This window comes from Spiractinospora alimapuensis, from assembly GCF_018437505.1.
GTDB classification, from domain to species: Bacteria; Actinomycetota; Actinomycetes; order Streptosporangiales; family Streptosporangiaceae; genus Spiractinospora; species Spiractinospora alimapuensis.
The window spans coordinates 3560291-3581870 of sequence record NZ_CP072467.1; the positions used below are offsets into that span (position 1 = coordinate 3560291).

The 21580-nt window shown below is 67.5% G+C and carries 18 protein-coding genes; 9 read left to right on the plus strand and 9 right to left on the minus strand.

Annotated features, from left to right (window positions below):
• Positions 1-351 precede the first annotated feature (351 nt).
• The gene (gene dnaA / locus J4H86_RS16515) at positions 352-2286 is read right to left on the minus strand and encodes a chromosomal replication initiator protein DnaA (protein ID WP_236544061.1); all 1935 of its coding nucleotides are present in this window, start codon (positions 2284-2286) and stop codon (positions 352-354) included.
• Between the two features lie 680 nt (positions 2287-2966).
• Between dnaA and rpmH the strand changes: the two genes are divergently transcribed.
• The 8 genes from rpmH (at position 2967) to J4H86_RS16555 (ending at position 8752) form a co-directional block, all read left to right on the plus strand.
• Complete coding sequence (gene rpmH / locus J4H86_RS16520) at positions 2967-3110, plus strand: 50S ribosomal protein L34 (RefSeq protein ID WP_236538648.1); 144 nt, start codon at positions 2967-2969, stop codon at positions 3108-3110.
• Between the two features lie 91 nt (positions 3111-3201).
• Positions 3202-3657 (plus strand): ribonuclease P protein component, encoded by a 456-nt coding sequence (rnpA, locus tag J4H86_RS16525; protein ID WP_269134475.1) that lies wholly within the window; start codon positions 3202-3204, stop codon positions 3655-3657.
• Positions 3650-3961 carry a membrane protein insertion efficiency factor YidD gene (gene yidD / locus J4H86_RS16530; protein ID WP_236538650.1) on the plus strand — a complete coding sequence of 104 codons (312 nt, stop codon included), beginning with the start codon at positions 3650-3652 and terminating at the stop codon, positions 3959-3961. The genes rnpA and yidD overlap by 8 nt, the downstream gene beginning before the upstream one ends.
• A 35-nt stretch (positions 3962-3996) precedes the next feature.
• The gene (yidC, locus tag J4H86_RS16535) at positions 3997-4926 is read left to right on the plus strand and encodes a membrane protein insertase YidC (protein ID WP_236544062.1); all 930 of its coding nucleotides are present in this window, start codon (positions 3997-3999) and stop codon (positions 4924-4926) included.
• Positions 4927-4995: 69 nt separating this feature from the next.
• Positions 4996-5520 carry a Jag family protein gene (locus J4H86_RS16540; RefSeq protein WP_236544063.1) on the plus strand — a complete coding sequence of 175 codons (525 nt, stop codon included), beginning with the start codon at positions 4996-4998 and terminating at the stop codon, positions 5518-5520.
• A gap of 403 nt (positions 5521-5923) precedes the next feature.
• Entirely contained in the window at positions 5924-6634 is a 711-nt protein-coding gene (gene rsmG, locus J4H86_RS16545) for a 16S rRNA (guanine(527)-N(7))-methyltransferase RsmG (protein ID WP_236538651.1), read from the plus strand.
• A 272-nt stretch (positions 6635-6906) separates the two neighbouring features.
• Complete coding sequence (locus J4H86_RS16550) at positions 6907-7812, plus strand: ParA family protein (RefSeq protein WP_394356389.1); 906 nt, start codon at positions 6907-6909, stop codon at positions 7810-7812.
• 118 nt (positions 7813-7930) lie between these two features.
• Entirely contained in the window at positions 7931-8752 is an 822-nt protein-coding gene (locus J4H86_RS16555; RefSeq protein ID WP_394356521.1) for a ParB/RepB/Spo0J family partition protein, read from the plus strand.
• Positions 8753-9195: 443 nt separating this feature from the next.
• Here J4H86_RS16555 and trxA read toward each other — a convergent pair whose 3' ends face one another.
• From trxA to J4H86_RS16595, 8 genes are all read right to left on the minus strand, one after another.
• On the minus strand, positions 9196-9519 hold the full coding sequence (gene trxA / locus J4H86_RS16560) for a thioredoxin (protein ID WP_236538653.1): 324 nt from the start codon (positions 9517-9519) through the stop codon (positions 9196-9198).
• Positions 9520-9549: 30 nt separating this feature from the next.
• Positions 9550-10482 carry a thioredoxin-disulfide reductase gene (gene trxB / locus J4H86_RS16565; RefSeq protein WP_236538654.1) on the minus strand — a complete coding sequence of 311 codons (933 nt, stop codon included), beginning with the start codon at positions 10480-10482 and terminating at the stop codon, positions 9550-9552.
• A gap of 147 nt (positions 10483-10629) precedes the next feature.
• Positions 10630-11610: a zf-HC2 domain-containing protein gene (locus tag J4H86_RS16570; protein ID WP_236538655.1), complete on the minus strand. Its 981-nt coding sequence runs from the start codon at positions 11608-11610 to the stop codon at positions 10630-10632.
• The gene (gene sigM, locus J4H86_RS16575; protein ID WP_394356522.1) at positions 11607-12230 is read right to left on the minus strand and encodes an RNA polymerase sigma factor SigM; all 624 of its coding nucleotides are present in this window, start codon (positions 12228-12230) and stop codon (positions 11607-11609) included. The genes J4H86_RS16570 and sigM overlap by 4 nt, the downstream gene beginning before the upstream one ends.
• A gap of 5 nt (positions 12231-12235) precedes the next feature.
• Complete coding sequence (locus tag J4H86_RS16580) at positions 12236-13738, minus strand: protein kinase family protein (RefSeq protein ID WP_236538657.1); 1503 nt, start codon at positions 13736-13738, stop codon at positions 12236-12238.
• Positions 13739-13998: 260 nt separating this feature from the next.
• The gene (gene murJ / locus J4H86_RS16585; RefSeq protein ID WP_236538658.1) at positions 13999-15840 is read right to left on the minus strand and encodes a murein biosynthesis integral membrane protein MurJ; all 1842 of its coding nucleotides are present in this window, start codon (positions 15838-15840) and stop codon (positions 13999-14001) included.
• A gap of 92 nt (positions 15841-15932) precedes the next feature.
• A complete protein-coding gene (murJ, locus tag J4H86_RS16590) occupies positions 15933-17633 on the minus strand; it encodes a murein biosynthesis integral membrane protein MurJ (protein WP_236538659.1) in 1701 nt (566 codons plus the stop codon).
• Positions 17623-19728 carry a DUF6049 family protein gene (locus J4H86_RS16595; protein ID WP_236538660.1) on the minus strand — a complete coding sequence of 702 codons (2106 nt, stop codon included), beginning with the start codon at positions 19726-19728 and terminating at the stop codon, positions 17623-17625. The genes murJ (J4H86_RS16590) and J4H86_RS16595 overlap by 11 nt, the downstream gene beginning before the upstream one ends.
• A gap of 264 nt (positions 19729-19992) precedes the next feature.
• Between J4H86_RS16595 and J4H86_RS16600 the strand changes: the two genes are divergently transcribed.
• The gene (locus J4H86_RS16600) at positions 19993-21495 is read left to right on the plus strand and encodes a CCA tRNA nucleotidyltransferase (RefSeq protein ID WP_394356390.1); all 1503 of its coding nucleotides are present in this window, start codon (positions 19993-19995) and stop codon (positions 21493-21495) included.
• Positions 21496-21580 lie beyond the last annotated feature (85 nt).

Sequence of the window (21580 nt, forward strand, 5' to 3'; positions counted from 1 at the left end):
TCGTGTTTGTCGTGGTGGTGTCGATCACCGGATGACCTGCGAAAACACAGAGCGTCGCCGAAACGTCGAACGGGGCCGCACGTGAGGGGCCCAGGTGCCGTCGTTCTCCACAACGGATGGGGATATGTGGACATGTCGACGAATTCCGCGTGGAAACGACGACGGCCCGGCACATGCCGGGCCGTCGCCGTTCGTGGCCTCCGCGCTGTGGAGAGTGGAGAACTGTGGCGGGTGTGGCCCAAGGCCCAGGCCACGGTTCCTGAGGCTCCCGTCCGCTGTCCGTGGACGTGTCCGTCGTCCCCCGCCTGTGGACACCGACTCGTCCACGGCGGCCCCGGAAAGGGGTGGGGGCTACGCCTTGGACTCCTGCTTGATGCGGTTTGTCAATTCGGTGACTTGGTTGTAAATCGACCGGCGCTCCGCCATGAGGGACCGGATCTTGCGGTCGGCGTGCATGACGGTGGTGTGGTCCCGTCCACCGAACTGCTGGCCGATCTTGGGCAGGGAGAGGTCGGTCAGCTCCCGGCAGAGGTACATGGCGATCTGGCGGGCGGTCACCAGGACCCGCGAGCGGGAGGTGCCACACAGGTCCTCTGTCGTCAGACCGAAGTAGGAGGCCGTCTCGTGCATGATCGTGGCCGCGGTGATCTCGGGACCCTCGTCGTCGGGGATCAGGTCACGCAGCACGATTCCGGTGAGATGCAGGTCCACCGACTGGCGGTTCAGGCTCGCGAACGCGGTGACCCGGATCAGCGCGCCCTCAAGCTCCCGGATGTTGGTCGAGATCTTGCTGGCGATGAACTCGAGCACCTCGGGCGGGGCGGCGAGGCCCTCCTGTGCCGCTTTCTTGCGCAGGATCGCGATCCTGGTCTCCAACTCCGGGGGCTGAACGTCCGTGATCAGGCCCCACTCGAAGCGGTTACGGAGCCGATCCTCCAGGGTGACCAACTGCTTCGGTGGTCGGTCGCTGGAGATGACGATCTGTTTGTTGGAGTTGTGGAGCGTGTTGAAGGTGTGGAAGAACTCCTCCTGCGTCTGTTCCTTGTTCTCCAGGAACTGGATGTCGTCGATCAGGAGGATGTCGATGTCCCGGTAGCGGCGGCGGAACCCGTCGGCCTTTCCGTCCCGGATCAGGTTGATGAACTCGTTGGTGAACTCCTCCGAGCTCACGTAGCGCACCCGCGCCCCGGAGTAGAGCCGCTGGGCGTAGTGGCCGATCGCGTGCAGGAGGTGGGTCTTGCCGAGTCCGGAGCCACCGTAGATGAACAGCGGGTTGTAGGCCTTCGCTGGTGCCTCGGCGACCGCGACGGCCGCGGCGTGCGCGAAACGGTTACTGGAACCGATGACGAAGGTGTCGAACGTGTACTTGGGGTTCAGCCGCGCGTGCTCCGGGGGAGCGGTCGGGCTGGTGGTCGGGGCGGGGCTGACGGAAGGGGCGGGGGCGACGGACGGGGGGGACTCGTCGCTCAGTCCCCCCCGCGGTGGGGACACGTCCACGAACGACGCCTGGGGCCCCGAGGGAGGGGGAGCGGAGTGTGCGGCGGGGGGAGGCGACACGTCGCCGCCACCGGCACCGAGGGTGTCCCACGGCTCGGGTGCGGCGGCCCCGTTCGGTCGTGGCTGGGTCGGGCCTCCGACGCCGTCACCGTCGGAGGGAGTGCCGGCCAGGACGCCGTCGTCGGCGCCGCCACTCGCGGTGTCCTCCTCGCCGAAGGCCTCCGTGCCGCCGGTGTCGCGGACGGGGGTCGGACCGAACCGATCGGGGTGGTGGCTTTCCCCTTCGCTGGGAGCGGGGGACGCGGACACCGGACCGGAACGGGGCGGCGTGCCCTCGGAACCGAGCAGGTCACCGGGATGCTGACGGTCGGGGCCGCCCGTGTCCACGCCCGGTTGGTCCGTGCCGCCCGGGTGGGGACTCACCGGGTGTGAACCGACCAGTGGAGCGCTGTGCGCGGTGGGTACGACGGAGGCCGACGACGGCGGCATCGACGGCATCGACGACACGGGTGGCGTCGCGGGTGACACCGTGGGTGACACAGCGGAGACAGAGGTCGTGGGCTGCACCGCGGTCGGATCCACCGTGACCGCGACACGGATGTCCCGCCCGAACTCCTGGGAGAGGGCCTGAGTGATCGCTGGACGAAGACGCGTCTCCAGGACTCCTTTGGCGAAGTCGTTGGGCGCGGCCAGGAGTGCTGTGTCCTCGATTAACCCGAGCGGACGTGTCTGCGGCAGCCAGGCCCGCTGCTGTGGGGGCAAGATGCTGCTGTCGAGCTTCTCCAGCACTCGCTGCCAGACCGTGTTCAGGTTTGCCTGTGCTTCAGACACGGTGGACTTCCATGGGTCTGTTGCCCCCTATGCGCGATTGACCTTGGCGTGTGACGGAGTCTGACGATCGGTGGTTCACGGGGGTGGGTCACGTGCCTCGCCTCGGATCGCGGTCAGGGGACAACCAGTGCTGGCTTCCGCGATCCACAGGTCCCGCCGTGTATCCACATCACGTGCGCAGCTATGAACACAATCTCAGTTGTTGGGAATCGACATGGAGACTTATCCACAAATCCCAGGTCAGTCCCTGTGCTTCGTGGGGGACAGCGTAGTCCCTCGTGTGGGGACAGTATGAGGGCCGCGACAGTGACCCCGCACGTTTGGGCCGTTCGACTCCGAGGCTATCCACAGGTTGGGGAGGGAAGGGAAGGCGTGTCCCATTGTGGCTGAGTGCGGACGGCGGGACGTGGGGGGAGCGGTAGCGTGTGCCATGAGCGCACCCCCGTCCGCCTGGACCATGGGGCGCGCCGCGTACCGGAACGACGCACGAACCCCCTTCTGTGTCGGCGACGTCGTGTTTCGCACCTCGTCACCTCCCGAGTGTGTGGTCGGGGACGAATCCCACCCAGGCGTTTCGGCCTGAGAAGTTCTTGTATGCTAGGTGAGCCACTTTCCACGATGTCCCCTGGAGACTTGCAGTGAGTAAGCGTACGTACCAGCCGAACAACCGGCGGCGCGCGAAGACCCACGGGTTCCGGCTGCGCATGCGTACCCGGGCGGGCCGGGCAATCATCGCCGCGCGCCGGCGCAAGGGGCGCGCGCAGTTGAGCGTTCGCCACTAGAGACGACCGAAGCTTCCCGGACCCCTGCGCCGTGTGCGGAGGGGTCCGGTTCACGTAGTGCACCACTCAACCGAGGCAATGGCGGAATCTGATGTTGCCGCGAAGCAACCGCGTCCGGCACCGAACGGAGTTCCGTCATGTCATGCGTCGTGGGCGGCACGCCGGCGAGGAGGCTCTGGTCGCCACGTTGGTGCGTCCCGCCCCGTCCGGCGTCGACACCGCGGGCGAGGCTGAGGACGCGACGCCCGGACCGCCGCGCGTGGGCTTCGTGGTGGGCAAGGCGGTGGGCGGAGCGGTGGTCCGTAACCGGGTTCGGCGTCGGCTTCGGGAGATCGCCCGGAGGCGTCTTCCTTTGTTGCCGCCGGGTAGCCTGCTGGTAGTGCGGGCCAAACCCGCAGCGGCCCGTTCTGGATACGACAGGCTCGCCCGGCAGTTGGACAGCGCGTTGAGTTCCCTTCTGGCTCCGCGACGCGGACGCCGTCACCGTGCCGGAGATGGGCACAGCAGCCAACTGCGGCGAGCGGAGGCTTCGCGTTCTGATGAGTGAAGGGACCACACCTCTCGCGGCGCGCGTGCTGATCGTGCCGGTGCGCGGATATCAGCGTTTCATCAGTCCCGTGCTCCCGCCGACCTGCCGTTTTTATCCTTCCTGCAGTGCATACGCGGTGCAGGCCCTACGCGCGCATGGTGCGTTGCGTGGGCTGTGGCTCACCGTCCGCCGGCTGGCGCGTTGCCATCCGTTCCACAAGGGCGGTTTGGACCCGGTTCCTCCCGGGCGCTTCGCTCCCCCGGACGAAACCCAGGACGACTCCCAGGGCGCCTCCGGGAATCCGGAGCCGAATCCGTCGTGAGAGCCGAATGAAACCCGAGAAGTAAGGCGGTGGAGATGGAGCTCGCGTGGCTCAGTCCCCTCTATAACGTTGTCGGGCACGCGCTGGCCTGGATCCATGCCGGCCTGAGCTTCGTGCTCCCCCATGACAGTGGATGGGCCTGGGGGCTATCCATCGTCCTGCTGACCGTCGCGATGCGGATCATCCTGTTCCCGCTGTTCGTCAAGCAGATGAACACGCAGCGCAAGATGCAGGACCTGCAGCCGCAGATCCAGAAGGTGCGAGAGCGCTACAAGCACGACAAGCAGCGCCAGCAGCAGGAACAGATGAAGCTGTTCCAGGAGAGCGGCACCAACCCCATGATGGGGTGTCTGCCGATCCTGCTGCAGATGCCGGTGTTCTTCGCACTGTTCCAGGTGCTGCGCAGTGTCGCCGAGGGGCACGCGCGCTACGGCTTCTCCCAGGAGCTCGCGGACAGCGCCCGAGAGGCACTGATCTTCGGCGCGCCGGTTGCTGCCACGTTCACCATGCCGGCGGACGTTCTGCAGAACGACTTCGGCGCGAGCCCGATCCTCGCCAAGGTCGTCATCGCCGTGGCCTGCGCCATCATGGGTCTGACCACGTTCCTCACCATGCGCCAAGGCATCAAGCGCAGCATGAGCCAGATGCCCGACAACCCGATGATGCAGCCGCAGAAGATCATGATGTATCTGGCGCCAGGTTTCGGGCTGTTCGGCCTGGCCATGCCGGTCGGTGTCCTGATCTACTGGGTCAGCAACAACGTGTGGACCATGGCCCAGCAGCACTACCTGTACAAGCGCAACCCGATCGGCGGCAAGAGCGCCAAGGACGACAAGTCCGCGGAGAAGTCCAGCGCCAACGGGCGGGGAACCACGCGTGGTGCGGACACCGCGGAGGACGAGGCGCCTAAGATCGAGCGTAGGCAACCCAGAAAGCAACCGCGGGCGAAGCGGCGGCCGAAGTAGGAGCCCATGGCTGGATCAATCGGGGACCTGACGACCTGAAGGAGATACTCCGCTGTGAGCGAGGGCGAGATGGCAGGGGAGAGGGAGCAAGGGGCGTCGGTCGCCGTTGCCGACACTCCGAACGACGACCGGGAGGATGGCGGCGACCTCGAGCGTGAGGGTGACATCGCCGCTGACTACATCGAGGGCCTGCTCGACATCGCCGACTTCGACGGCGATATCGACATGGACGTCGACGGCGACCGCGCGCTGGTGTCGGTCGTCGGCACCACACTGGACGAGTTGGTGGGGGCCGACGGTGAGGTGCTCGAGGCGCTCCAGGAGCTGACGCGCCTGGCCGTGCACCGGGCGACGGGGCACCGTAGCCGACTGATGCTGGACATCGGTGGGTACCGCGAGGACCGGCGTAAGGAGCTGGCACAGCTCGCCGAGGAAGCGGTGCAGGCCGCACGGGACACCCAGGAAGCACAGTCGCTTGAGCCGATGAGCCCCTTCGAACGCAAGGCGGTGCACGACGTGGTGTCGGACGCCGGGCTGCGTAGCGAGTCCGAGGGCGAGGAGCCCAACCGGTATGTGGTGATCCACCCGGGCTGACCCGCTGCCGGCTCCGGTCTCCCTTTCCTCGCTGCCTGGCTTCACGTGCTGTGCTTCTTTGATTCACGTGCTCTGCTTCCTGGTTTCACGTACTCTGCTTCTTTGTTTCACGTGAAACGGGCGGCGTCAGGTGGCGGGGGAGGGTCGAGGCGCGGACGTCATGGGGCGGTGCTCCCCAGTCGATGCTTCGGCCAACGGATGCGAGGCATCGACCGGGGACGGGAGTCGCGTAGGTCAAGTTTCACACCGAGTTCGCCGGGGTCACCTGCCCCCGCACCCCTGGTTCCGCTGACGATACGGTGAATCCACCGCTGAGCGGAGGGAGTGCGGGGGCATTTGTGGATAAGGAGCCCTGGCGGTTTGGTGGTTTGTCGACATCGATGGAGGGCGGAGTGGCGGGGCGATGACGTCCTCGGATGATTTCGAGATCGAGACCCCCGAGCAGGCGCGAGAACTGTTCGGATCGAACCTTCCTCGGATTGAGAGCTACGTGGAGCTGCTCAGTCGGGAGGGTGTTCGGCGCGGTCTGATCGGCCCGAGGGAAGTCCCTCGACTCTGGGAACGCCATGTGATGAACTGCGCCGTGGTCGAGGAACTCATCCCGTGGGACACTGAGGTCGTCGATCTGGGCTCCGGCGCGGGTCTCCCCGGGATCGTTCTGGCTATTCTGCGACCCGATCTGCGCGTCACACTGCTCGAACCGCTGCTTCGCCGTACGGTGTTCCTTCAGGAAGCCGTGGACTTCCTTGAACTTGACAATGCTGTCGTTTGGCGCGGGCGCGCCGAGGAACAGAAGTCCGAGCTCCGCGCGGGCGTGGTCACCGCACGTGCGGTCGCCCCACTGACGCGGCTCGCACGCTGGGCCCTCCCGCTCCTGCGCCCCGGCGGGACACTGCTCGCCCTCAAGGGCGAGCAGGCCGAGGCCGAGCTGAGGGAGGCATCCATGGAGGTGGCGAAGATTCGCCCCTGCGTCTCCGAGGTGGTCCAGGCGGGTGCGGGTAAAGTCGACCCCGCCACGACAGTGATTCGGATCAAGGTCGTCGGCGAGAATGCCGGTGGGGCGGAGGCGAAGCGGAACCCCAAGGGCAGGAGACAGCGTGGACGAAAGAGGTGAGTTCACTCGTGCACAACAGTCAGCACGGTGACACCGGATTCGAAACCCCTGTTCCGCGAGGGCTGGGCGGACCCGCGGGGACGCAGACACCGTCCACGACGGCCCCCGCGGACTACCAACACCACCCCGGGTCGGCGTCCCCGGCGTCGGGTGCTTCCGGTGGGGCGGTTTCACGTGAAACGTGGGCTGATCCCGTACATGGATCCTCGGCCAGCGCGAGCCAGGGGACGCCGTTCGCGGGTGCCCCGGAGACACACGGCGCCGCGGCGTCGATGACTCCCGCGCACGGTTCCGGTGTGTCGGTCGAGGGTGGCGTGGACCTGGATACCCCGATCGCTCGGGCCGCGCGTGCGGCGATGACGGTGCGGGAGCCTGAGAGTGGCGATTGGCCGCGGCCGTCGCGGTGTCGGGTGATGAGCGTGGCGAATCAGAAGGGCGGGGTCGGTAAGACGACGACCACGGTCAACATCGCCGCCTCGCTGGCCATGCACGGCAATCGCGTCGTGGTCGTGGACCTGGATCCGCAGGGGAACGCCTCGACGGCGCTGGGGGCGGATCGTACCGAGGGTGTGCGCTCGATTTACCACTGTCTGGTCGAGGGTGAGGACCTGATCAAGGTCGCCCACCCGGTCGCCGACATCCCCAACCTGTGGTGCGTCCCCGCCACGATCGACCTCGCCGGCGCGGAGATCGAGCTGGTCTCCTTGGTGGCTCGAGAGTCTCGACTCAAGCGGGCACTGGGCGCGTACGACACCAGCGAGATCGACTACATCCTGATCGACTGCCCGCCGTCACTGGGGTTGTTGACCGTCAACGCGATGGTCGCGGCCGAGGAGGTCCTGATCCCGATCCAGTGCGAGTACTACGCACTGGAGGGTCTCGGTCAGCTGCTGCGCAACGTCGAGTTGGTGCGTACCCACCTCAATCCGGGACTGGCAATCTCCACCATCCTCCTGACGATGTACGACGGGAGGACCCGTCTGGCGTCGCAGGTTGCCGACGAGGTTCGGGAGCACTTCGGTGAGCTGGTGCTGGACACGGTGGTGCCCAGAAGCGTTCGCGTCTCCGAGGCGCCCAGCTATGGTCAGTCGGTGATGACCTACGACCCCGGGTCGACCGGCGCGGTGGCCTACATGGAGGCCGCGCGGGAGATGGCCGTGGCAGGGGCCGCTCAGTGATCGGAACTGAAGGGAGACCGCGGTGAGCCAGCGTCGGGGACTCGGTAAGGGTCTGGGGGCGCTCATTCCCCAGGGGCCGATCGAGACCGAGAGTCCGGGAGTGCCCCCCGGTGGTTCGATGGGGGCCGCGCCGGAGTATCTCGGTGCCTATCTGGCCGAGGTCGCGGTCGCGTCCGTGTCACCCAATCCGCGCCAACCGCGGCAGCACTTCGACGAGGACGCCTTGGAGGAGTTGACGGCCTCCATCGGTGAGGTCGGACTGCTTCAGCCCGTGGTGGTCCGACTCGTGGGCGAGGGCGCCTACGAACTCATCATGGGGGAGCGGCGCTGGCGTGCCAGTAAGGCCGCGGGCTTGGACACCATCCCGGCGATCGTGCGCCGCACGACCGACGACGACCTTCTGCGTGACGCCCTTCTGGAGAACCTGCACCGTCAGGAGCTCAACCCACTGGAGGAGGCGGCCGCCTACCAGCAGCTCCTGGACGACTTCGGCGCCACCCACGAGGAGCTGGCGAAGCGGATCGGCCGGTCCCGGCCGCATATCACCAACACGCTCCGGCTGCTGAACCTGTCGCCCGCGGTACAGCGACGGGTCGCGGCCGGGGTTCTGACGGCTGGCCACGCCCGTGCCCTTCTGTCGGTGGACGACTCGGAGCTTCAGTCCCACCTGGCGCAGCGGATCGTGGCCGAGGGGCTCTCCGTTCGGGCGTTGGAGGAGATCATCGCCCTGGGCATGGACGAGGGACGCAAGAAGCGCAAGGAGCGCCAGCGTCCGGACCGGGCGCCGGAGATGGACGAGTTCGCCGGCCGACTGTCCGACCTGTTGGACACTCGGGTGAAGGTGGATATGGGGCGACGCAAGGGCAAGATCGTGGTCGAGTTCGCCTCACGTGAGGACTTGGAACGCATCGTGTCGGCCATCGGTGAGCGGGGGAACTGAGCCGCTCGCCTTGACGCTTTGTCGACTCCTCGCCGTCGACGTGTCGACTTCACTATTCGTTTCCCCGTGGGGGCCGTGGTCACAGGACCACGGCCCCCACGGCGTTCGCGGGCGCGTCGGCTCTCACGGCACGGAGTCGGCGGAGCGTCCGGTGGACTGGGGGACAAATCCACACGTCGACATCTCTCCTGTCGTGAGCGGCGCATGGGCCCGGTGTGGCGGCCGGTGGGACCGGAGTGGGAGTACCCCCTGTCGTGGAGTCGTGGAGGATCAGACGTTCCCTCGAGACCTCCTGTCGTCCTGTCGTCCAGTGACTCGGCGAGTCCTGTGGGGCTCCGTGCGCTGGGGCAGACGAAAGGGGGCCCGGGAGAGTCTCCCGGGCCCCCTTCATGTCCCTTGTTTCACGTGAAACGGCGCGAGAAACGCACGCCGTACGAGGAGGGTCAGATGAAGTCCTTGAGTTCCTTCAGCATGGCCGCCTTGGGCTTGGCGCCCATGATCTGCTTGACGACCTCGCCGCCCTTGTAGACGTTCATCGTGGGGATCTGCATCACACCGTAGACCTGGGAGGTCTTCGGTTCCTTGTCGATGTTCATCTTGACGATGGTGATCTTGTCGCCGTGTTCCTGGGCGATCTGCTCGAGCACCGGAGCCACCTGGCGGCATGGGCCGCACCACTCCGCCCAGAAGTCGACGAGGACCGGCTTGTCGCTCTCCAGCACGTCCGCGTTGAAGCTGGCGTCGGTGACTTCCTTGACACTGCCCACCTTGTTACCCCTTTGCGTGTCGGCGGTTGATTAGTCGTTGAGGTCGGCGAGGAACCGCTCCGCGTCGAGCGCGGCGGAGCATCCGGTGCCGGCGGCCGTGACGGCCTGACGGTAGGAGTGGTCGACGACGTCGCCACAGGCGAACACGCCGGGCACGTTCGTCTTCGTCGTGGGGGAGTCGACGGACAGGTAGCCGTCGGCGTCAAGGTCGAGCTGGTCGGTGAACAGCTCGACCCGCGGGTCGTGGCCGACCGCGATGAAGAGACCCGTGACCTGGAGGTCACTCGTCTCGCCGGTGTTGGTGTTGCGCAGGCGCAGCGAGCTCACCTTGGTGTCGCCGAGGACCTCGGTGACCTCGGTGTCCCACAGGAAACGGATCTTCTCGTTCGCGAACGCCCGCTCCTGCATGATCTTGCTGGCGCGGAGCTGGTCGCGACGATGGATGATGGTCACCGACTTCGCGAACCGGGTGAGGAACGTCGCTTCCTCCATCGCGGTGTCGCCACCGCCGACGACGGCGATGTCCTGGTCGCGGAAGAAGAACCCGTCACACGTGGCGCACCACGAGGTGCCGCGGCCGGAGTACTCGTCCTCGCCCGGCACACCGAGCTTGCGGTGCTGCGACCCGGTGGCGACGATGACGGTTCGGGCCAGGAAGGTCTGGTCACCCGATTTGACGACTTTCGGATTCGCCGTCAAGTCGACTTCGGTGACGTCCGCGGCGCGGAGGTCGGCGCCGAAGCGCTCGGCCTGCTTGCGCATGTTGTCCATGAGATCAGGACCCAGGATCCCGTCGGGGAACCCAGGGAAGTTCTCCACATCGGTTGTGGTCATCAAAGCCCCACCCGCGGTGACTGAGCCTTCGAACACCAGGGGTCGAAGCTCCGCTCGCGCCGCGTAGACCGCGGCCGTGTATCCCGCGGGTCCGGAACCAATGATGATCACGTTACGCACGTCACTCACGCTGGCCGGCCCCTCTGCAGTGGTCACATCGCTGTGCTGGTCTCAAAGTCGTTCAGTACCAACAGATGGTAGGGGCAGGCCATTCCCGCCGGGGCCATGTCCCTGGTGAGGGCATGACCACGACGGGAACGAGCGTCGTCGACGCGCCTAGGGCGCGGACACCGTGCCCGAGTCGAGCGCTTCCGCGGAACCGGAGTCCGCCGCGCCACAGGTGTCGGCGACGACTCGGTAGTGAAACTCCTCGGTGGACTCCGGTGGGAGTCCGGCGCTGTCGACCAGGACCCAGGCCGTCACGCCCTCATACTCCGCGAGGTCGACGAGGAAGGGATGACTGCCGCCTTCCTCAACAACCTGTGCGGTGCAGGCCGCGAGGGCCTCAGGCTCGGCCTGGGCGGCCGGAGGCGCGTCCGTGGTGTCCGCGTCGCCGGCAGGGTCCTCCTCCAGTGGCACAGAGTCAATGAGTTGTGACACCTGGGAGTCGATCGCGTCCGCGGTATAGGCGGTCCCGCTCTCCACGGAGGCCTTGTACGGCTGGGCGATCTCCGGGTCGTCCTGTGGAGCCGGTTCGGCCACCGCTGGTCCCTCGGCCGACTTGTCGGCGAGTACGGAGTTGAGGACGGCGATACCACCGCCGACGACGAACACCGCGGCCGCCGCGGCCACGAGCATCGGAGTCCACCGACTGAACCGGGTCTTGTGCGTCAGGTGCAGCACCTGCGCCGATCCGGTGTCCTCTCCGTCCGACGGAGGCGTGCCACCGTCGGAACCGGACCTCCCCCGGGCGAACTCCGCGGCCAGGCGCTCGTCGAGGGCCTGCGCGGTGGACGGGGGCAGGGAGGGGAGATGGTCGGTGGTGAGCGTCGCCGAGGCGTCGTCCACCTGTTTGAGGAACACGTCACCCAATGGTGGGCTGGGCGACGTACGAAGCAGCGATGCGGTCTCCTCCAGCCCCGAGAGCGCCGCGTCACACTCCGCGCACTCGGCGATGTGGGAACGCATCACAGCCGCGTCATCCTCCTCGAGCGCTCCTTCGTGGTACAGAGCGATAAGAAGCATGCTCGCGTCTTCTTCGTCCAGCGGCTCCTCGACATAGCGTCCGAGGGCCACGGACTCGACGTGCGACGTCACGATCCCTTGCCACCTCCTCCGTGAGATGTGACGTCTGAGGGAGGCTGTCGGTTCCTGAGATGCTGCAGATAGGGCAGAAGTCGGGACCTACCGCGCGCACACCGACTCTTCACCGTGCCCGGAGCGATCGCGAGAATTGTCGCCGCCTCGTCAACGCGATATCCCAACATGTCGACAAGGATGAGAGCGTGCCGCTGCTCCTCGGGGAGCTGCCTCAGGGCGTCGTGGACGTCGATCGACGCGTCGCTGGAGGAAGCGGGGTCGTTCGGCGTCCCACGCGTGTGCTCGTGCGCCAGGAGGTCCAGGTTCGCTCCGTCCCCGGACGGGTAGTGGGGCCGGACCATCTTGCGTCGCAGCCGGTCGTTGCAGGCGTTGATGACGATCCTGTGCAGCCATGTGGTGACCGCCGAGTCGCCACGGAAGCGGTGCGCCGCCCGGAACGCCGACAGGAAGGCGTCCTGCAGCGCGTCGGACGCCTCCTCGGGGTCGCCCAGGACACGGATCGCGACCGCCCACATGCGGGCGCGGTGTCGACGAACGAGCTCACCGAAGGCGCGTTCGTCACCCTGCCGATGCTGTTCGAGGAGCTCGGGGTCTGACAGGTCGGGAGGTTCAGTCAGCGCGTTCACGGGGTTCCACGCAGCTCCAGGTCATTAATCGTGGCGCGGTACTTCGAGCCGTCCGAGGCCAGCTCGGTGAACCACACGACGACGTAGCGTCCTTCGGCGGGCTCATCCAGCGTAATGGCGGTCTCACCACTCGCCCCAGTGTCGGAGTGGACACTGGTTAGTGCCCCCAGGTCGGCCTCGTCACCGACGAGCAGCTCGTAGGAGGTGGCTCCGTCACCGAGGTGCAGGTCGGCTTCGTTGATCTCCACCGTGTCCCCCATGTCGACAAGGAGACCCACGCCGTCCTTGAGGTTGCCCAGTTGGGCGCTCGTGTAGCCCTGGGTGTTCCACTGTGTGCTCGGGTCGCCGTCGATGGCGAGGTCGGCCTTGTCGCCGTGTTCGTCACCGTCGCCCTGTGGGTCGAAGCCGTCGGCACTCGCCGGTTGCAGGACCTCGAACTCCTCGCTCGCCTCGTCCTCCGTGTCCTCCGGCTCTTCGCTCACGGCGGGACCGTAGTCGTTCCACTGGCTGCCGAGTGACCAGGCGCCGAGGACGACGGCGACGAGTACCAGGAGCCCGACGGCCGCCACGGCGATTCGAGGGGTCATCGATCGTCGCTCGGCGTTCGCGCGACGACCACCCCCACCGGAGGACGGGTGCGCCCCACCCGACGGTGCCGCCGCGTTGGAGGGAGATCCCACGGCCGTCGCGGCCGCCGCGGGGGCGGGAGGCGCGGGTGGGGACGCGGGCAATGGCATGACCCGCGGGAGCGCGGCCAGTGCGTCGGCGACCTCGCGGGGGTTGCGCAGTGGCGCCCCACTGCGTCCGCCGTCCTGGAAAGCGGACCGACGGACGATGTCGTTGGCGGCCTCGGGGATCCCGGCCCGGACCTGGCCTGGATCACACGGGGCGCCGGCCACGATGGGAGCGGGACGTAGACCGTGGTTTCCCTCACCGGGCCACAACGCCGTGAGCGCCGCGTACAGCAGACGACCCAGGCCAATGGCGTCGGCCAGCTCGGGATCCTCGGTGGAGATCCCGTGGAGGGCGGCGTCCACGCACACACCGGTGATCTTCACCGAGCCGCCGGCGGTCCAGATGAGCTTGCGAGGGGTGAGGCACACGTGGTGCAGGCCGGCGGCGCCGGCGGCGGCCAGCGCCTCGGCGGCCTCACCGACGAGGCCTGTGGCCCACTCCGACTCACGCGGTCCCTGCGCGAGTAGATCGGTCAGGGTCTGCCCGGCGATCCACTCCTCGACGACGTAGGGCTGTGCGCCACGGTCGTCGGCGTCGAAGACCTGGGTCAGTCGAGAGTCGGCGATACGACTCGCGGCCCTGGCGGCCCGGACGACCTCCCCTGTTCGGGGGAACCCCGGTGCGAACGTGCGGATCGCGACAGGGCGGGCCAGGATCTCGTCGGTCGCCTTCCACAGCGCGGCCCCGCCGGACTCGTTGACCAGATCCTCAAGCAAATAGCGGCCGGCGACCCGTGCGCCGGGTTCGATCATGGAGGTGCTCATAGTGGGAGGGGTGGACACAACACGGTCCTGCGCGGCCGAACCACGAGACTCGGGATGCTCATGTTGTGTCTTCCGAACCTCCCTTCCGAGGTCTCGGTGTAAACCGCTCGCATGACACGGCGCGAACCGGGCCACGCGAGCGGCAACAAAAGTTCCGTTCCATGCTAGGACGCGTAGAGAATCCCGCTGGTGGACAGGTGTGACGTGATTCGCACGTCAGAGGGTTCTGGGGCTGGTTACGTAGGGTCATACGCCGCTGATCACCGGCGGCGTAGCACGCGCGTGCGGGCCACTTGGACGATGGTTGTGACTTCCGTCACTTTAAGCATTCTCGCCACGAGAATGAAGAGCATGGCGCCGATGCCTCCCCCGATCGCGAGGGCGGCGATGGCCGAGAGCGTGGGCGGGAAGATCACGTCGAAGGTGAGCTGCATGGCCGCACCGAAGATCATGCTGGGAACGCAGGCGACGTAGAGCAGGAGGATCGTGCGGAGCGTGCGCTTCCCGTCCAGTCCGTCGAGCCGCTTGTTGAGGATGGTCCACGCGAAGATCGACCCGATCACGTAGTAGAGGCCGTAGGTCACGGGGAGCCACAGCACCACCTGCTGCGGCGGGACGAGGAAGAGCAACGCGAACGAGGTGACACCGTGCGCGAGCTCGGCGGGGATGGCGATGAACGCGGGGGAACGGGTGTCGCCGAGGGCGTAGAAGATGCGTTGGAGCAGTTGGAAGAGAGTGAACGGGATCAACATCAGGGAGAAGATCCGCAGGATCTTCCCGATCATCGCCGCGTCGTCCAACGACGTGCTGCCCTGGGCGTAGACGAGCACACACAGCGGAACGGAGAAGACGACCAACGCCATCGAGATCGGGATGATCAACGTGGCGGAGAGCCGGAACCCTCGGGAGAAGTCGCTGCGGACGAGGTCCTTGCGACCGTCGGCGACATGGGCGCTGAGTCGGGGGAGCAGCGCCGTGATCACCGTGACCGCGATGATGGCGTAGGGGAGCTGGAAGAGCAGGAACGCGTACTTGTACGCGGTGATGCCGGCTCCCGCGGCGTCTCCCTCCGCCGCCGCGCGCACACCGGCCGCGTTCGCCACGTTGGTGGAGATCAGCATTCCGACCTGGGCGATCCCGATGTACATCATCATCCAGGAAGCCGCCCGCATGGCCTCGCCCATGCCGGAGCCCCGGAGGTCCAGGCGCGGGCGCCAGGAGAATCCGGCGCGCCACAGCGCGAACATCAGGATGGCGGCCTGGATCACCTGGCCGAGGGTCGTTCCGATGCCCAACAGGGCGATCTGCGAACCGGTGATCGTCTCCGGGGTGGAGTTCGTGCCGGCGACGACGATGAACATCACCGCGACAGCGATGATCGTCAGGTTGTTCATCACCGGAGCCCACATCGGGGCGATGAGGTGGCCACGCGCGTTGAGCATCGCGCTCACGATGCCGCTGCCGCCGATGAAGAAGATCTGCGCGAGCAGGAAGCGGGCGAGGTAGACCGCCACCTCGTGTTGCTGCGGGCCGAACTCGCTCGCGTAGAGCCGGATCAACAGCTCGGCGCAGAGGATCGCGCCCACCGTGATGAGCAGGAGAGCCAGGAGACCGGTCGTGAACAGTCGCTGTTCGGTGGCGTTGCCGCCGTCGGGGTCCGCCTTACGACGTTTCACGAGAAACGGTACGAAGACGCTGGCCAGGAGGCCACCGATCAGCAGGTCGTTGACGATGAACGCGACACTGTTGGCCGTGTAGTACGCGTCGCCCAGGAGGTGCGTTCCCAGCGCGGCGGCGAGCATGATGGTGCGCAGGAAGCCGGTCCCGCGGGAGAAGACGGTACCGACCGCCATGAAGGCACTGGTACGGAAGAGGTTCGGCCCCCGCGCGGTATGTGCCGCGCCACCAATCTCGTCGCCTTCCTCGCCCGGCCGGTCCGCCGTCCCCGCGTCCCCGAAGTCGGTCGGGTCGTGCGTCGTGCGGAGTCCGGTGTCGGCCTGGCTCGCGGGTTCGGAGCGCTCGACGGCGTCCAGGACCTCCTCCGGGCTCGGCACGCGTTGGAGGACTCGCTCGTCCCGTTGACCGGAGTTCACTTCTGACACTTCCGCACCCTTCCTCGATACGTCGGTGCGCAGGGGGGCCGTGCAGGGGCAGTGCACGGTGCCTTACGTCCCGGAGCGCGCCGGGGACCTGACTATCCGCGACGAAGGCGGGACCGAACCAGGTCGGTCATGGCCCGCAGCTCCCGCACCCGCAGGATCCAAGTCATCAGCAAGAACAGGGGCGCACCGAGGAGACAGCCGACCACGGGGGCACCGATATCCGTGCCGAGCCCCGCGCCGAACTGGTTGTCGAAGAACCAGTATGTCGCGATGCCGATCGCCGCGCTGGGCAGAGCGGCCACGTACAACCGGAACAGTGTGCCACATATGGCCTTTCCGTCAAGCCCTCCGAGTCGGTGGCTCAGAACGCCCGCCGCGATGAGGATGCCGGACAGGAAGGACAACATGAACCCGGCGGACACACCGATGACGACCCGGTCCGGCGGCAGCAGGATCGACGCCGTGGCGGCGAGCGCGCCGTGGACCACTACGTTGCCGATGGAGATCAGCGCCGGGGTCCGGGTGTCGCTCATGGCGTAGAAGACCCGAAGCATGAGCTGGAAGATCGTGAAGGGCAGCAGCCCCAGGATCATGACGGTCAGCACGAGGCCGATGTTGGTCGCGTCGGCGGTACTGGTGGCGCCGCGGGCGAAGACCAGTCGGGACAGGGGTACCGCGTAGATGGCGATCGCCAGGGACAGCGGCACCAGGATGAAGGCCGAGACGCGCAGTGTCCTGGAGAAGCCGGCGCGCACGTCCGCCCAGCGCTGGTCGGCGGCGTGGGCGCTCATGGTGGGAAGCAGCACGGTGATCAGGGAGACGGCGACGATCGCGTACGGCAACTGGAAGAGCTGGAAGCCGTAGGAGTAGGCCGTGATTCCGGCCCCGACCTCGTATCCCTGTTCCACGCTCATCACGCCGGCGCGGTTGGCGGCGTTGGCGGTGATCACGAAACCGATCTGCGTGGTGCAGAGGTACACGAACATCCAGCCGGCGCTGCGCAGTGCCTCACCGAGTCCGGAGTTGCGCAGGTCGAACCGGGGCCGCCACCGGAACCCGCTCCGGCGCAGCGAGACCAGCAGGATGAGGGCTTGGGCGACCATGCCGAACGCGGTGCCCAGACCCAGCAGGGTGAGCTCACCCGAGGTCACGGACTCGGGGGTCGGCTCCGGGCCGGACACGAACAGGAAGAGGGCCGCCACGATGATGATGACGACGTTGTTGGCGATGGGGGCCCACGCGCCGATCGCGAAGCGCCCCCGGGTCTGCAGCATGGCGGTGGCCAGGCCGCTGAGGCCGATGAAGAAGATCTGTGCCAGGAGGAAGCGCGCCAGGTAGACGGCGGCGTCGTACTGGGAGGAGGTGAAGCTTCCCCCGTAGAGACGGATGAGGATCTCCGCCCCGAGGATCGCCACGAGGGTGACGGTGCCCAGGGCCAGCACGGCGGCGGTGAACAGCCGGTTCTCGTTGGCCACACCCCCGTCGGCGTCGCGTTTGCGTCGACGCACCAGCAGCGGCACGATCACGCTCGCCATCAGACCGCCGATGAGCAGGTCGTTGATGATGAACGTGATGGTGTTGGCCGTGTTGTAGGCGTCGGCGAGGAGGTGGGTCCCCACCGCCGCCGCCAGCATGATGACCTTGCCAAACCCGGTCAGTCGGGAAACCAGCGTCCCGACCGCCATACCGACACTCGAGCTCATCATCCCGCGCTCGGTGCTGTCCCCTTCGCCGGCGCTCCCGCCGGAGCCGTCGCCGGGGGAAGGCTGGTCGTTCGTGGTGTCAGTCGCCACCGGGCTCCTTCGAAGAGACGTGTTCGACCTTCCGCGTCCTGGTGCGGCGCCACTTGCGGATCGCGCGAGGCAGCATCAGGGCCAGCAGTAACGCGGCCGCCGCTCCACTCACCAGGAGGGCGGAGGTTCCCAAACCCGTGACATTGACCGGCTGGGTCGTCTCCTGTGCGGAGATCGGTTCGCCGTCGGGATTGTGCAGATTCAGGTGCAACAGGGTTCGGCCGTTCACCGTAGCGGACAACGGGACGTGGACCGTAGTCCGACTTCCCGGGCCGATCTCCATCGTCTCGGTGTAGTCGCCGACCGCGAGGCGCTCGCTGTTCTCGGAGAAGACCGACAGGGTCACCGAGACGGAGTAGGGAAGGTCGTTGGCCACCAGAATCGGGGCCTCACCGGTCTTGCTGGCCATCATGACGGGCTCGCCGGGGAGGATCCGGACGTCGTTGGTGGCCTCCTCGACCGCGACTTCGGTTCGGTCCATGGCCTGCGCGGCCTCACTGTCGTCCTCCCGCCAGGCGGCCGACTCCAGCCGGAGCACCGACCGACGGAAGGGGTCCTCGTCGTCCACGAGGATGCTGTTGAAGAGACGCAGCGAGCCGTGGAGTTCCTCCATCCTCTCCACGTTGTCCTCGCCGCCGATCCAACTGCCGCCCGCGCCGTACTCGGGGCCCTGTCTCCCGGTGTCCTCGATGGGCTGGGCGCCGTCGGCGACGTCGGTGAGGTCCACCGGGTCCAGCCAGGGCAGGTCCTGGGAGGCCTCCAGTACCCCGGTGGCTAGCTCCGGTCCCGGGTCCCATTGGGTCGGTGGAACGGCCACCACGGACTGTTCCGCGTCCGGCTGCTCCGCGGCGATCATCACGGTCTCGGCGCTGAACCGTTGCAGCGCGAGGGCGGAGTCGGCGCGGCTCTGCCCGTTGACCGACAACGCGCTCGTGAGCTGCGCGTCGGCGACGACACCGACGGCGGGCTCACCCTCGTCGGTCTCGAAGGGAAGCTCGACGGCCGGGGGGTGGGTCGCGCCGGACCAGGGGTCCGAGGGGAGCACGGACTCGCGGAGCAGAATGGTGTCGGCGCCCTTGTCGACGAGGAACCGCGCTGTCTCCTCGTCGACATGTCCATTTGGCGGCCAGGCGAGTTCCCGGTCGGCGTCGTAGTTCAGGACCTCGCCCACCGTCTGGCGCCCCAGTGTCACGCCCGCGTCCGCGTCCGTGTCCATCCCGCCGGCCAGCAGGGCGGAGATGTCCGGGTTGGCGTAGGGCGTCGCCAGGATCGACTCGCCCTCCAGGGTGTCCCGCGCCTGGTCGAGCCAGAGCTGGGCGTTGGTGTCGGCCTCGAGCTCCTCGAAGGAGGGGCCGGTGGGGCCGGGGCTCTCCGCGGCGTCGACGAGGAGTTGTGAGCCCTCGCCGGAGAGACGGTCGACGTCGTCGAGGAGTCCGGGGTCGATCGCCCAGGTGACCGGTGCCCCCTGTTCGCCCGCCGTCAGCAGACGGCTCAGCCGTCCGCCGGGAATGACGTCCTGGGCGAGGGAGTCGGTCAGGAAGGTGTCGGCGTCCGCGCGGTGCGGGCGGTCCATCAACGGCCACACCCAGGCGATCTGGGTGGGCTCCACGTCGACGTCGTCGGGCAGGTAGGGAAGGAACGTGCGGACCGCGGCGAGCTGCTGCCCGGCGGCGTCCACCGCCTCGACCGCGATCGGGTAGACACCGAAACCGCCGAGCGTGAGGTCGTCGGCGTCGAACCGCAGTGAGTACTGCTGGCGCGCCCCGGGCTCCATCGAGCCGTCGGCGTCCCACTCCGGGCCGAACACCTGGGGGATGCCGCGGTCGCCCTCGGCGAAGTCGGCGAGCTCCTCGCGGCTCTGCAGGGGAGTGGAGGAGTAGCGAAGCCGGATCCGGACCTCGTCCAGGGCCTCATCCGTGGTGTTGGCCAGAGAGCCGTTCAACGTGATCTCGTCGTCCGGATCCACCGCCTGCGGCGTGATCTCGTCCACCGTGAGTGTCTCGCCGTCGGTCGCGCCGACGGGGTCCCCGGCCGCGGGAGTGGCCACGACGACAAACGCGGACAGGGCCGCGACGATCAGAGCGAATAGGCGCATTCCTCGGATACCCGTCACGTGGGAGTTGGTTAACGCCAAGTTATCCCCTCGCGCACCCTTGGATGCGCATCGTGGTTCGTGGTAGGTCCGGGCCGGACGGACCGTTGGAGCCCGAAAGTTCGGCACACACAGGTCACCGACCGATACGTTCGGTCACGGTATCTGGGGGTTGTGTGGTGGGGCTCGCGTGAACCGGGCGGGCGGACGGGGTGAGCGCCGCCGGTAACCTTTCCGGGAAGCCGTCCGGATCGATTCGTGAGTGAGATGCCCAGAGAAGACCACGTGGCCGCCACACAAGCCGCACCCACTTCCGGGGTGTCCGCGACGAACATGATGGAACTCAGCGACCATCAGCGTGCGTCCCTGGCGCGCCTCTCGCACAGTTTCGGGACCACGGTCACCGAACTCGGGCGTATGTTCGCCGACGCGGGATTCCAGCTCGCCGTCGTGGGCGGTCCGGTGCGCGACGTCCTGCTCGGGCGCCCGGCGCACGACCTCGACCTCACCACCGACGCCCACCCGGAACAGATCCTCGCCCTGGCCGAGCCCTGGGCCGACACCGTGTGGACGGTGGGCATCGAGTTCGGCACCGTTGGCCTGCGCAAGGGCGCGCACCATTTGGAGATCACCACCTTCCGCAGCGAGTCTTACGATCCGACGTCGCGGAAGCCCGACGTCGAGTACGGCACGTCACTGGAAGGGGACCTGCGCCGCCGCGACTTCACCGTGAACGCGATGGCCGTGACCCTGCCCGACGCCACGTTCGTCGACCCGTTCGGCGGTCTCGTCGACCTCGAGGCGCGGCGACTGGCCACCCCCGGTTCGCCCGAGGACTCCTTCAACGACGACCCACTGCGCATGATGCGGGCGGTCCGCTTCTCCGCCCAGTTGGAGTTCGGGATCGACGCCCAGGTCGGTGCCGCGATCCGGGGCATGGCGGACCGGCTGACGATCGTCTCCGCGGAGCGGATCCGCGACGAGCTCACCAAGCTCATGCTGAGTCCTGATCCGCGCACCGGGGTCGAGCACATGGTCGAGCTGGGGCTCGCCGAGCACGTGCTTCCCGAGGTGCCCAAGATGAGCCTGGCGATCGACGAGCATCACCGGCACAAGGACGTCTACGAGCACTCGCTCACGGTGCTGGACCAGGCCGTCGCGTTGGAGCGCGAGCGCGGTATGGAGCCGGACCTCGTGCTGCGACTCGCCGCGCTGCTGCACGACGTCGGAAAGCCCAAGACGCGCGCGTTCGAGTCCGGTGGCCGGGTCACCTTCCACCACCACGAGGTGGTGGGGGCGTCAATGAGCCGCAAGCGACTCAACGCGCTGCGGTTCTCCAAGGACACGGTCAAGGACGTCAGCGGTCTCGTGGCGCTGCACCTGCGGTTCCACGGGTACGGCAAGGGCGAGTGGACCGACTCGGCGGTACGCCGCTACGCGCGGGACGCCGGCCCGCTCCTGTCCCGGCTGCACATCCTCACGCGGGCCGACTGCACGACCCGCAACCGGCGCAAGGCCACGGCACTGGCCCGCGCCTACGACGACATCGAGCGGCGCATCGAACGGCTCTCCCAGGAGGAGGAGCTGAACAAGGTCCGCCCCGACCTCGACGGTAACGAGATCCAGCGGATCCTGGGGATCGGCCCTGGGCCAGGCGTGGGGAAGGCCTGGAAGTTCCTGCTGGAACTGCGCCTGGAGAACGGGCCGATGGACAAGGCCGACGCCGAGGCGGCCCTCCGGGAGTGGGCGGCCGGAGCCGACCTGACCTGATTCCCGCCGCTCTCAGCTGGGGGACGCGGTGTCGACACGGCGTCGCGCCGACATGTCGACACCGCCACTCGTCGCCTCGACGACA